Annotated in this window: 12 protein-coding genes and 1 riboswitch; of the genes, 6 read left to right on the plus strand and 6 right to left on the minus strand. The window is 55.1% G+C overall.

Going from position 1 to position 12,673, the window contains the following annotated elements; genetic code table 11:
- Positions 1–51 precede the first annotated feature (51 nt).
- Positions 52–1,425, plus strand: coding sequence for an argininosuccinate lyase (gene argH / locus AC1RKC_RS23060; protein ID WP_493092751.1), 1,374 nt, complete (start codon positions 52–54; stop codon positions 1,423–1,425).
- A gap of 36 nt (positions 1,426–1,461) precedes the next feature.
- Here the strand turns inward: argH and AC1RKC_RS23065 are convergent, their stop codons facing one another.
- The 4 genes from AC1RKC_RS23065 to AC1RKC_RS23080 form a co-directional block, all read right to left on the minus strand.
- Positions 1,462–1,788: a type II toxin-antitoxin system HicB family antitoxin gene (locus AC1RKC_RS23065; protein ID WP_020837523.1), complete on the minus strand. Its 327-nt coding sequence runs from the start codon at positions 1,786–1,788 to the stop codon at positions 1,462–1,464.
- Positions 1,775–2,035: a toxin HicA gene (locus AC1RKC_RS23070; protein ID WP_122080447.1), complete on the minus strand. Its 261-nt coding sequence runs from the start codon at positions 2,033–2,035 to the stop codon at positions 1,775–1,777. Before AC1RKC_RS23070 ends, AC1RKC_RS23065 begins: the two co-directional genes overlap by 14 nt.
- Before the next feature lie 165 nt (positions 2,036–2,200).
- Complete coding sequence (locus AC1RKC_RS23075) at positions 2,201–3,649, minus strand: dihydrolipoyl dehydrogenase (protein WP_371078941.1); 1,449 nt, start codon at positions 3,647–3,649, stop codon at positions 2,201–2,203.
- A gap of 77 nt (positions 3,650–3,726) precedes the next feature.
- Complete coding sequence (locus tag AC1RKC_RS23080) at positions 3,727–4,458, minus strand: glutathione peroxidase (RefSeq protein WP_044554933.1); 732 nt, start codon at positions 4,456–4,458, stop codon at positions 3,727–3,729.
- 151 nt (positions 4,459–4,609) lie between these two features.
- Here AC1RKC_RS23080 and oxyR point away from each other — a divergent pair, with 151 nt between their 5' ends.
- The gene (gene oxyR / locus AC1RKC_RS23085; protein ID WP_020837516.1) at positions 4,610–5,527 is read left to right on the plus strand and encodes a DNA-binding transcriptional regulator OxyR; all 918 of its coding nucleotides are present in this window, start codon (positions 4,610–4,612) and stop codon (positions 5,525–5,527) included.
- Here oxyR and sthA read toward each other — a convergent pair.
- Positions 5,510–6,907 (minus strand): Si-specific NAD(P)(+) transhydrogenase, encoded by a 1,398-nt coding sequence (gene sthA, locus AC1RKC_RS23090; RefSeq protein WP_020837515.1) that lies wholly within the window; start codon positions 6,905–6,907, stop codon positions 5,510–5,512. The two genes, oxyR and sthA, sit on opposite strands and share 18 nt — an antisense overlap.
- A 215-nt stretch (positions 6,908–7,122) precedes the next feature.
- Here sthA and fabR point away from each other — a divergent pair, with 215 nt between their 5' ends.
- Both fabR and AC1RKC_RS23100 read left to right on the plus strand, forming a co-directional pair.
- Positions 7,123–7,755, plus strand: coding sequence for an HTH-type transcriptional repressor FabR (gene fabR, locus AC1RKC_RS23095; RefSeq protein ID WP_020837514.1), 633 nt, complete (start codon positions 7,123–7,125; stop codon positions 7,753–7,755).
- 14 nt (positions 7,756–7,769) lie between these two features.
- On the plus strand, positions 7,770–8,138 hold the full coding sequence (locus AC1RKC_RS23100; protein ID WP_020837513.1) for a YijD family membrane protein: 369 nt from the start codon (positions 7,770–7,772) through the stop codon (positions 8,136–8,138).
- A gap of 42 nt (positions 8,139–8,180) precedes the next feature.
- Here AC1RKC_RS23100 and trmA read toward each other — a convergent pair whose 3' ends face one another.
- Positions 8,181–9,284, minus strand: coding sequence for a tRNA (uridine(54)-C5)-methyltransferase TrmA (gene trmA, locus AC1RKC_RS23105; RefSeq protein ID WP_020837512.1), 1,104 nt, complete (start codon positions 9,282–9,284; stop codon positions 8,181–8,183).
- Between the two features lie 124 nt (positions 9,285–9,408).
- A riboswitch (cobalamin riboswitch) is annotated at positions 9,409–9,617 on the plus strand.
- A gap of 68 nt (positions 9,618–9,685) precedes the next feature.
- Between trmA and btuB the strand changes: the two genes are divergently transcribed.
- Together btuB and murI are read left to right on the plus strand one after the other, a co-directional pair.
- Positions 9,686–11,539, plus strand: a complete 1,854-nt coding sequence (gene btuB, locus AC1RKC_RS23110) for a TonB-dependent vitamin B12 receptor BtuB (RefSeq protein WP_261136803.1) — start codon at positions 9,686–9,688, stop codon at positions 11,537–11,539.
- On the plus strand, positions 11,484–12,347 hold the full coding sequence (murI, locus tag AC1RKC_RS23115) for a glutamate racemase (RefSeq protein ID WP_115060807.1): 864 nt from the start codon (positions 11,484–11,486) through the stop codon (positions 12,345–12,347). The genes btuB and murI overlap by 56 nt, the downstream gene beginning before the upstream one ends.
- The last annotated feature ends 326 nt before the right edge of the window (positions 12,348–12,673 follow it).

Here is a 12,673-nt window from a genome sequence, read left to right on the forward strand (position 1 = left end):
TAAGGGCGCAGCGTGCTGTGCCCTTATTCGCATAAAATTCAGGAGTAAGGTATGGCACTTTGGGGCGGACGGTTCAGTCAGGCGGCAGATCAGCGGTTCAAGCAGTTAAATGATTCTTTGCGCTTCGATTATCGCCTGGCGGAACAGGACATCGTAGGGTCAGTGGCCTGGTCGAAAGCGCTGGTGACCGTCAACGTATTGACGGCGACCGAGCAGCAACTGCTGGAACAGGCGTTGAGCGTGCTGTTGGAAGAGGTACAGGCCGATCCGCAGGCGATTGTCAGCAGCGATGCGGAAGATATTCACAGCTGGGTGGAGCAAAAGCTGATCGACAAGGTCGGCGATCTCGGTAAAAAGCTGCACACCGGCCGTAGCCGTAACGATCAGGTCGCGACCGATCTGAAATTGTGGTGCAAACACCAAATTGGTGAACTGCATCAGGCCATCGTGCAACTGCAACAGGCGCTGGTGGAAACCGCCGAAGCCAACCAGGATGCGGTGATGCCGGGTTATACCCACCTGCAGCGTGCGCAGCCGGTGACCTTCGCGCACTGGTGTCTGGCCTATGTTGAAATGCTGGCGCGTGATGAAAGCCGCCTGCAGGATACGCTGAAACGCCTGGACGTCAGCCCGCTGGGCAGTGGCGCACTGGCCGGCACTGCGTACCCGATCGACCGTGAGCAATTGGCCGGTTGGCTGGGCTTTGCGTCGGCAACCCGTAATAGCCTGGACAGCGTTTCGGATCGTGACCACGTGCTTGAACTGTTGTCTAACGCCTCCATCAGCATGGTTCATCTGTCGCGCTTTGCCGAAGACCTGATCTTCTTCAACAGCGGCGAAGCGGCCTTTGTCGATCTGTCCGACCGCGTGACTTCCGGCTCCTCGCTGATGCCGCAGAAGAAAAACCCGGATGCGCTGGAGCTGATCCGCGGTAAATGCGGGCGTGTACAGGGCGCATTGACGGGCATGATGATGACGCTGAAAGGCCTGCCGCTGGCGTACAACAAAGATATGCAGGAAGACAAGGAAGGGCTGTTCGACGCGTTGGATACCTGGATGGACTGTCTGCAGATGGCGGCGCTGGTGCTGGATGGCATCCAGGTGAAACGTCCGCGTTGTAAGGAAGCGGCAGAGCAGGGCTACGCCAACTCGACCGAACTGGCGGATTATCTGGTCGCCAAAGGCGTGCCATTCCGTGAGGCGCACCATATCGTCGGTGAGGCGGTCGTAGAGGCGATCCGCCAGGGTAAGGCGTTGGAAGCCCTGCCGTTGGCTGATTTGCAGAAATTCAGCGCGGTGATTGGCGACGACGTATACCCAATTCTGGCACTTCAATCATGCCTGGATAAACGTTCCGCCAAGGGGGGCGTATCTCCTCAACAGGTCGCCAGTGCGATCGCCGCAGCGAAACAGCGTTTGGCTTGAGTGGCGTAAGGGCAGCCCGGTGCTGCCCTTTATCGATTATCCCGCCAGCCGTGCGCAAAGATAGCGGTTCAGGCTGACACCTTCCTCTATAGCGTTGATCGCCAGACGTCGATGTTGTTCCGGTGTCATACGCAATACCAGTTTGCCGCTGAAAACTCTCTCGGCCAGCGCCTGTGGCGGTGTTTCACCCTGTGCCAACAGGTCATTGATCACCTCGCTAACCAGTTTTTCAATACCTTCAAGAGCTGCGGTACGCGTTGCGGCCAGCCACGACAGGGAAGGGAATTCTGTGCAGAGGCCGACATATTCGTTGTCCTCTTCCGACCAGGTGATGCGATAAGTGTAATGCTCATGCTTTTCCATGTTCATCCTCCATTTTGACCAATGCGGCAATGACCTGTTTAACCTGATATACCTTTGCCGTGCCTCCATTTCCGCGTTGTATATTAATCCGGGGATCGCCTTGCCAGGGCATGCGGTAAACGTGATGACTGCCGCCGTTCAAACGCGGTGGGCCGAACCAGCGCGTACAAATTGTTACCAACTCAGTGAATCTGATGCTGTTCTGCCGTTGTTGCAGATCTTCAATGGCACTCCTGATTCCTTTCATGCATGCACCTTATTTTAGTATCATTATTGATATCATTTCAATGTGGCGACGTAAAAATGACCTGACATGTGCTGAGCGGCAAGCAGCAAACGACAAGAGTGGAATTCGATGTGCAAAAAAAACCGGGCACGAAGGCCCGGTGGGGATAGATAGCAGGGGGAAGAACTACTCGCCCGGACAGCGTTGGCAGCGTTCCGCCTCGGCTTCGCCCAGTTTCAGTTTTGACTGTAAGTCACGCAGTGCGGTACGCAGGCCTTCTTCGATCACCGGGTGATAGAACGGCATGTCCAGCATCTGGTTGATGGTCATTTTCTGCTGATGTGCCCAGGCTAACAGGTGAGCAATGTGCTCGACATCCGGCCCCATCATTTCTGCGCCGAGGAAACGCCCGGTACCTTGTTCGCCGTAGACGTGCAGGATGCCTTTATTACGCAGCATCACTCGTGAACGGCCTTGATTTTCGAATGACACTTCACCGATTTCGAAACAGCCGCAGGCGCTGAATTTTTCATTCAGCTCGCGGAAGGTGGAACCGACCATGGCGATCTGCGGATCGGAAAATACCACGGAGATCGCACTGCGGCGCAGGCCCGGGGTCCCTTCCGGGAAGCTTCCGGCGTTGGTGCCGGCAATGCGCGCCTGATCGCTGGCTTCGTGCAATAACGGCAGCTGGTTGCTGGCGTCACCGGCGATAAAGATATGCGGCACGTTGGTTTGCATCGTCAGGCGATCGGCCTGAGGCACGCCCCTGGCATCGAGCACCAGACGGGTGTTCTCAAGACCCAGATTATCGACGTTCGGTCGACGACCGGTGGCAGCCAGGACGTAATCCACCATGATCTCCTGCGGTAAGCCGTTCAGACCCTGATAGCGGATAAAGACCTTGTCGCCTTCGCGCTGCATCATGTCCACTTTCACATCGGCATCAAGATAGAACTCTTCGCCCAACGCTTTGGCGGCATAATTGCGTACCGTACTGTCGGTTAGCGGCCCGACGGCACCACCAACGCCAAATACTTTGGTTTCGACGCCAAGGCGATGCAGCGCCTGCCCCAGCTCCAGGCCAATTACGCCGGGCCCGAACACGGCCACCGAGTCTGGCAAATCAGTCCAGTTGAACACGTCATCATTGACAATCAAGCGGTCGCCCAGCGCATTCCATGCTGCCGGCCAGCTTGGGCGAGAACCGGTGGCGATAACGATGCGTTGCGCCACAATGCGGGTGTGATCGTCCACCTGCAAAGTATTGTCGTCGATGAAACGGGCATAACCCTGAATTTTGTCGGTGGCCGGGATTTCGTCGACACCTTCCAGTACGAAGCCGACGAAACGGTCGCGCTCGCGTTTAACACGGTCCATGACTTCACGGCCGTTAATGGTAGTTTTTCCGGCGGGATACACGCCAAAACCCGGTGCCCGCTCGATTTGATGCACCGCCTCGGCGGCGGCAATCAGCAATTTTGATGGCATGCAGCCAACGCGGGCACAGGTGGTGCCATAAGCTCCGCCTTCGATCATCACCACGCTTGGGGTGGCAAGCTTGGCGGCGCGATAGGCGCCCAGACCGGCGGTGCCGCCGCCGATGACCGCGACGTCAACATTCAACTGTTTCATATCCGCTCCTGAAAGCTAAAAAAAGGGCGGGCCGAAGCCCGCCAAAAGTTCACGTTGGCTTTGTTATTACTTATAAATCAGGCTGACAGGAAGGTTTCCAGGTCATCGCTGCCGCCGATATGACGGCCGCCGATGAAGACCTGAGGTACGGTTGCACGGCCGGTGACGGCGCGCAGGCTAACGGTGGTGGCGTCCTGACCCAGTACGATCTCTTCATACTGGATGCCACGTTCCTGCAGCATTTGTTTGGCTTTGGCGCAGAATGGGCAGCCCGGTTTGGTGAACAGGGAAACCGACTCCTGCACTTTGAATTCCGGAGCCAGGTATTTCAGCATGGTGTCGGCGTCAGACACTTCAAACGGGTCGCCCGGCTTGTTAGGTTCGACGAACATTTTTTCCACCACGCCGTTGCGCACCAGCATGGAATAACGCCATGAGCGCGGGCCAAAGCCCAGATCCGCTTTCTCGACCAGCATGTCCATGCCTTTGGTGAACTCGCCGTTGCCGTCTGGAATGAAGGTGATGTTCTCTGCGTGCTGATCGGCCTTCCAGGCGTTCATAACGAAGGTGTCGTTCACTGAAACGCACAGAATGCTGTCAACGCCGTGTTGTTTGAATACGCTGGACAGTTCGTTGTAGCGTGGCAGATGACTGGAAGAACAGGTTGGGGTAAACGCGCCCGGCAGTGAAAACACGATGACGGTTTTGTCTTTGAACAGGTCGTCGGTGGTGACGTCAATCCATTGGTCGCCCTGACGGGTGTGGAAGGTAACCTGAGGGACTTTTTTGCCTTCTTGACTGGTAAACATGAATTAACCCCTTAATTAGGAAAAATAATTTTTAGCTGTTAGCGCGGTATCGCTTCGTTGGGTGACATTATTGACGTCGGGGCTTGATAGATCTAATCGCTCATTGCTATCTTATCTATCGCCATGAGCTATCGTGGTCTGGAGGGAAACAATGAATATTCGTGATTTAGAGTACCTGGTCGCTTTGGCCGAGCACCGGCATTTCCGCCGTGCCGCCGATTCTTGCCATGTTAGCCAACCCACGCTGAGTGGGCAGATCCGTAAGCTGGAAGACGAACTGGGTGTGATGCTGCTCGAACGTACCAGTCGCAAGGTGTTATTCACCCAGGCGGGCCTGTTGCTGGTGGAACAGGCGCGTACCGTGCTGCGCGAAGTCAAAGTTCTGAAAGAGATGGCCAGCCAGCAAGGTGAAGCCATGTCGGGGCCGCTGCATATCGGCCTGATCCCCACCGTCGGGCCTTATCTGCTGCCGCAGATCATTCCTACACTGCACAAAACCTTTCCCAAGCTGGAAATGTACCTGCATGAAGCGCAAACCCAACAGCTGTTGGCACAGCTCGACAGCGGTAAACTTGACTGCGCCATTCTGGCGCTGGTGAAAGAAACAGAAGCCTTTATTGAAGTGCCGCTGTTTGACGAACCGATGAAGCTGGCGGTGTATTCCGATCACCCATGGTCGCAGCGTGACCGCGTGGCGATGCCGGATCTGGCCGGTGAAAAGTTGTTGATGCTGGAAGATGGCCACTGTCTGCGCGATCAGGCGATGGGCTTTTGTTTCCAGGCCGGGGCTGACGAAGATACTCATTTCCGGGCGACCAGCCTGGAAACGCTGCGTAATATGGTTGCAGCGGGTAGTGGGATCACTTTGCTGCCTTCACTGGCGGTACCGCCGCAGCGTGAGCGCGACGGCGTGTGTTACCTGGACTGCTTCAAACCTGAACCCAAGCGCACCATTGCGCTGGTGTACCGCCCCGGCTCCCCATTGCGCAGTCGTTATGAGCAATTGGCCGAGGCGATCCGCGAGCACATGCAAAGCTACATGGGCACCACGTTAAAACAGGCGGTTTAAGCCGTTCAGCGCTGCCACCCGGTAGGCTTCGGCCATGGTCGGATAGTTGAAGGTCGTATTAACGAAGTATTCGATAGTATTGCCTTCACCTTTCTGTTCCATGATCGCCTGGCCGATGTGGATGATCTCTGCCGCACGCTCGCCGAAGCAGTGGATCCCAAGGATCTGCAGGGTGTCGCGATGGAATAGGATCTTCAGGCTGCCGACGTTCATGCCGGCAATCTGCGCGCGGGCCAGATGCTTGAACTGTGCACGACCCACTTCATACGGCACTTTCATCGCCGTCAATTCCTGCTCGGTTTTACCGACGGAGCTGATTTCCGGAATGGTGTAGATACCGGTCGGGATATCTTCAATCAAATGTCCGCTGGCTTCGCCGGAGGAAATCGCCTGTGCGGCAATGCGGCCCTGATCGTAGGCGGCAGATGCCAGACTCGGGTAGCCAATCACGTCACCCACGGCATAAATGTGCGGCAGCGCGGTCTGGTACATGCTGTTCACTTTCAGCAGGCCACGGCTGTCTGATTCCAGACCGACGTTCTCCAGCCCCAGCGAGTCGGTATTACCGGTGCGGCCGTTGGCGTACAGCAGGCAATCGGCCTTCACTTTCTTGCCGGATTTCAGGTGAACAATCACGCCGTCTTCAGTGCCTTCGATCTTCTCGAACTCTTCGTTGTGGCGGATCACCACGCCGTTGTTCCAGAAGTGATATGACAGCGAGTCCGACATTTCCTGGTCGAGGAACGCCAGCAGACGATCGCGGGTGTTGATCAGATCCACCTTCACGTTCAAACCGCGGAAGATAGATGCATATTCACAGCCGATCACCCCGGCGCCATAGATGATGACGTGGCGCGGTTCGTGGTTCAGTTCGAGAATGGAATCACTGTTATAAATACGCGGATGGTTAAAATCGACGCTCGACGGGTTGTACGGGCGTGAGCCGCAGGCAATAACGATGTGATCGGCGCGGATGGTGTCCTGGGTGCCGTCCATATAGCTGACGCTAACGGTGTTGGCGTCGATAAAGCGCGCATCGCCGGCAAACAGCTTGCACTGGTTGCGCTCATAGAATCCCTGACGCATCCGGGTTTGCTGATTAATGACGTTATCGGCGTGGCGTAAAATGTCAGGGAATGTCGCGCTGAGCGTGCGTGAATTGTTATAAAGCGGGTTCTGGTTGAATTCGATAATGCGGCTAACGGCGTGGCGGAGGGCTTTGGATGGGATGGTGCCCCAATGGGTACATCCACCGCCTACGTTATTGTACCGTTCTATCACGGCCACGCGGGCGCCCTGCTTCACCAACCCCATAGCGGCACCTTCACCACCTGGGCCCGAGCCAATGACTATGGCATCAAATTGATAGTGCTGTTGCATAGGGGAGAGACCTGTCTTATACAAAATTACAACGGTATCTTAACATCATAGCGCTGAGTGCCCAATCACCATTAGGCTTTTTGAGGCAAAGCACAAATGGTGCAGGCTGAAACTGTGACAGGGCGCGTTTGTATAAATGCTGTTGCAATAAAATTTGCTATATTGCCGGGTCTACGGCGTTAGACTGAGAAAATGGATCTTATCTGGATATGCATATGGGCGTCAGAGCACAACAAAAAGAACGGACTCGTCGTTCCCTCATCGAAGCGGCCTTCAGCCAGCTGAGCGCTGAACGCAGCTTTGCCAGTCTGAGCCTGCGCGAGGTCTCGCGTGAAGCGGGCATCGCGCCGACGTCATTTTATCGCCACTTCCGTGATGTGGACGAGCTGGGGTTAACCATGGTGGATGAGAGCGGCCTGATGCTGCGTCAACTGATGCGGCAGGCGCGGCAGCGTATCGCCAAGGGGGGCAGCGTGATCCGCACCTCGGTCTCCACCTTTATGGAGTTTATCGGCAATAATCCCAACGCCTTCCGCCTGCTGTTGCGTGAACGCTCCGGGACCTCGGCGGCCTTTCGTGCGGCGGTGGCGCGTGAGATCCAACATTTTATCGCCGAACTGGCGGATTACCTCGAGCTGGAAAACCATATGCCGCGCAGTTTCACCGAAGCGCAGGCGGAAGCTATGGTCACCATCGTCTTCAGCGCCGGTGCTGAAGCGCTGGATATCGACATCGATCAACGGCGTCGGCTTGAGGAGCGCTTAGTGTTGCAACTGCGGATGATTTCCAAAGGCGCTTATTATTGGTATCGCCGCGAACAAGAAAAAACTTCTGTATCCCACGTATAAAAAGGTAGAAAGCGATGGAAAAACCAGGCCGTGAGAATGGCACCTTACTGCTGGCGTTGATTGCCGGCCTTTCAATCAACGGTTCGTTCGCCGCGCTGTTCAGCTCGGTGGTGCCGTTTTCGATTTTCCCGATTATTGCTTTGGTGTTGGCGGTATATTGCCTGCATCAACGGTATCTGCACCGCGCGATGCCGGATGGCATACCTAAGCTGGCGGCGGCGACCTTCCTGCTTGGGGTGCTGCTGTACAGTGCGATAGTGCGTGCCGAATACCCGCAGATCGGTTCTAACTTCCTGCCGGCGATTATTTCCGTGGCGCTGGTGTTCTGGATTGGCATGAAGCTGAAGGCGCGCAAGGCGCTGGATGAGAATACCCCGGCGTAAGGGGAAAACCAGGGGCGCAGCAAGCGCGGCGCCCCTGTGAGATTAAACGCGTTTTTCCAACAGTACGCCGCATTCCATGTGATGGGTATACGGGAACTGATCGAACAATGCCAGACGGCTGATTTGATGAGTTTCCTGCAACGTCTCCAGATTGGCGCACAGCGTTTCCGGGTTGCATGAGATATACAAAATTCGCGGATAAGCCTGCACCATTTTTACCGTTTCATCATCCAGTCCGCTGCGCGGCGGATCGACAAAAATGGTTTCGCAGTTATAGCTGCTCAGATCGATACCCTTCAAACGATTAAACTCGCGTACTCCGTTCATCGCCTGGGTAAAGTCTTCCGCCGCCATACGGATAATCTGTACGTTGTCGATATGATTGGCGGCAATGTTGTACTGCGCCGCGGCAACGGAAGGCTTGGCGATTTCAGTGGCCAGCACCCGCTCGAAGTTACGCGCCAGCGCCAGGGAGAAGTTGCCGTTGCCGCAATACAGCTCCAGCAGATCGCCTTTAGAGCCGGCGGTCACGTCCAGCGCCCATTCCAGCATCTGTATGTTCATCGCCGCATTCGGCTGGGTGAAGCTGTTTTCCACCTGACGGTAAATCATGTCGCGGCCGGCGACCGGCAGGACTTCATCGACGTAATCCTGATCCAGCATGATTTTCATCTTCGACGCGCGACCAATCAACTGCAGGTCAAAGCCCTGGGCGCGGAGATCATCCCGCAGCTTTTCTGCCTGCTGCTGCCAGGCGTCGTCCAGCTTACGGTGATACAGCAGCGAGGCGATGATTTTGCCGCTGCGAGTCGACAGGTAATCAATCTGGAACAGCTTGCGGCGCAAAATAGGATCCGGCTTGATGGCGGCGATCAGTGCGCTCATCAGGCGGTTAATCAATTCGCTGGCGGCAGGAAACTGCTCGACGCGGATGCGTTGCTTGGTCTGCTGGTCAAACATGATGTGGTACATCTCGTCTTCATCATGCCAGATGCGGAATTCTGCGCGCATGCGGTAGTGTTCGACTTGCGAGCGGAACACTTCCGGCTCGGGTGCCGTGAACGGTGACATCAGCGTCTTCAGCCGGGCAGTTTTTTCCGCCAGTTGGTCATCGTAACGTTCAATAGGCAAATTCTCGGGCGTCATGTTTCTTCTCGTCAGGCAAATTTGATCAGCGGGGATTGTAGGGAATCAGTCCGTGAAGTCCAGTTTTGTCGTGTTTATTATTTGTAACATTGATAGCAGTCTAGACATCTATTTACATTGATCGTAGCATTGTCGTCCGGCCTCAAGCAGTGAGTGAAAAGGGAATCCGGTGTGAATCCGGAGCTGACGCGCAGCGGTAAGGGGAAGTCACGGCGATAGCGTTTTACGCAGACACTGTCCATTGCAGGACGGGAAGTCATCGCCCGGTGCTGGTAGCTAAGAGGCCGCCCGCAACTCCCAAGCCCGAAGACCTGCCGGTGTTACGTCGCAATGTCCGTGGCCGTCGCGAAATACCGGCCATGATCCTGCGGCATCCGCCAATTAAGTTTGGATGCTTTTTCATGACAATTACAAAAAATACGCTGCTGGCGGTGGTTTCCTCCGTCACGGCTTTTTCTGGCTGGGCGCAAGACAACACCACAGCGAATAACAGCGAAAATCTGGTGGTTTCCGCCAACCGCTTCCCGCAGCCGGTTTCTTCCGTGCTGGCACCCACTTCCGTCGTCACCCGTGATGAAATCGACCGCTGGCAGGCAAAAAGCCTGACCGATGTGATGCGCCGCCTGCCGGGTGTAGACGTTGGGCAGAACGGTGGCCTGGGGCAAAAAAGCTCGCTGTTCATTCGCGGCACCAATTCCAGCCATGTGCTGGTGCTGATCGACGGTATCCGTCTTAATCAGGCCGGTATCAGCGGCTCTTCCGATCTCAGCCAGATCCCGATTTCGCTGGTGCAGAAAGTTGAATATATTCGTGGCCCACGTTCGGCGGTTTATGGCTCCGATGCCATCGGCGGCGTGGTTAACATTATTACCACCCGCGAAAAGAACGGCACTACGCTTTCCGCCGGTGTGGGGTCTAACGGCTACCAGGCCTATGACGCGTCTACTCAACAACAGCTGGGCGACAGCACGGTTGCCACGGTCGCCGGTAACTACATCTATACCAAAGGTTATGATGTGGTGGCCTACGGCAGCACCGGCATGCAAAGCCAGCAGGATCGCGACGGCTTTATGAGCAAGTCGTTGTACGGCGCTGTTGATCATCAGTTCAACGAGGCTATCAGCGGTTTTGTTCGTGGTTACGGTTACGATAACCGCACGGCTTACGACAGTTTCTCTGACGTCGATACCCGCAAGTTGTACAGTCAAAGCTGGGATACCGGCCTGCGTTATAAGGAAGGCATCTACGCGACGCAGTTGATTGGCAGCTACAGCCACAGCAAGGATTATGATTACGATCCTCGTCGCGGCATGTATGACAGCTCAGCCAGCCTGGTGGACTCCGAGCAGTACAACCTGCAATGGGGAAATACTCTTCAGGTAGGTCAGGGTACGGTCAGTTCGGGGATTGACTGGCAGCATCAGCAAATCAAGCCAGACTCCACCACGGTTAACGGTGAAAAAACCCAACGCAACGCCGGTGTTTATCTGACTGCGCAGCAGTTGGTCGGGCCGGTGACTCTGGAAGGAGCGGTTCGCGGCGACGATCATTCCGAATTTGGCTGGCATGGCACCTGGCAAACCAGCGCGGGCTGGGAGTTTATAGAAGGGTACCGTTTCATCGCCTCCTACGGCACGGCATTCAAAGCCCCTAATATGGGTCAGCTGTATGGCAACTTCGGCAATAATACCGATCTGAAACCGGAAGAAAGCAAACAGTGGGAAGGGGGCTTTGAAGGTTTGACCGGGCCGGTAACCTGGCGCGTGTCCGGCTACCGCAACGATATTGATAACCTGATTGATTCCACCGGCGAGACCAACTACGTCTATTACAATGTTGGCAAGGCCACTATTAAAGGTATTGAAGCTACAGCTTCATTCGACACGGGTCCGTTAACCCATCACATTGGTTACGACTATGTCGATCCGCGTAATGCCAAAACCAATGAAGTGCTGCTGCGCCGTGCCAAACAGCAGGTGAAGTATGAGCTGGATTGGCAGGTCTATGATTTTGACTGGGCAGTGACCTATCAATACCTGGGTGAGCGTTATGATAAAGACTACAGCACCTATCCAGAGCAAAGCGTCAAACTTGGCGGTGTCAGCCTGTGGGATCTCGCAGTTTCGTATCCGGTCACATCTCATCTGACAGTTCGTGGTAGAATCGCCAACCTGTTTGATAAAGATTATGAGACGGCTTATGGCTACGCTACTCCAGGAAGAGAATACTACCTCACTGGAAGCTATACCTTCTAACACCCCTGCTATGGCCCGTCCGACGGTGCTGGTATTTGATTCCGGCGTCGGCGGGTTATCGGTGTATCAAGAGGTTCGGCAACTGCTGCCGGACCTCCACTATATATACGCCTTCGATAATGTGGCGTTTCCCTACGGCGAGAAATCCGAAGAGTTTATTGTTGAGCGCGTGCTGGAGATTGTCAGCGCGGTGCAGCAACGGCATCCTCTGGCGATAGTCATCATCGCTTGTAACACGGCCAGTACGGTCTCCCTGCCGGCCCTGCGCGAACGCTTTACCTTCCCGGTTGTCGGCGTGGTGCCTGCCATCAAGCCTGCTGCCCGCCTGACTGCCAATGGTGTGGTGGGCCTGCTGGCTACCCGCGGTACCGTACAGCGTACTTATACCCATGAGCTGATCGCCCGTTTCGCTACCGATTGCAAGATCGAGCTGCTTGGCTCCTCTGAGCTGGTGGAACTGGCAGAAGCCAAGCTGCATGGTGAAGCCGTACCGCTGCCAGCGCTGAAGAAAATTCTCCATCCATGGCTGAGCATGCGCGAGCCACCGGATACCGTGGTACTCGGTTGCACCCATTTCCCTTTATTAGCAGAAGAGCTAATGCAGGTGTTGCCTGAGGGAACCCGACTGATCGATTCCGGCGCGGCGATTGCCCGTCGTACCGCATGGCTGATTTCGACGCAGGAAAATCTGGTGTCGACTCAGGAAGAGAATCTGGCGTATTGCATAGCGTTAAATGAAGATACTGACGCTTTATTGCCCGTTCTACAGGGATATGGCTTTAAATCGTTGAAAAAACTGCCTCTTTAAGGCTGTTTTGGTTAAATGTTCAACGGTCGGAAAAAATATTGAAATTAGGGGTTGCGGCCTTCTGAGAACTCCCTATAATGCGCCTCCACTGACCGGGAACAACGACTCCTCTAACGAGAACCAGTCGCCCAGCCAGGAAGAAGCAAGCCGGTGAAAACACCGTTTCTTAATAAGAAAAAAGCTTGACTCTTCAGCGGGAAAGCGTAATATGCACCTCCCGCGTTACCGAGAAACATCTTAGTAACGAACGCTCTTTAACAATTTATCAGACAATCTGTGTGGGCACTCCACAAGACGATATCCAGAACCTTCGGGTTCAAAAAAAT

The sequence above is a fragment of the Serratia sp. GW822-FHT06E05 genome, from assembly GCF_058799445.1.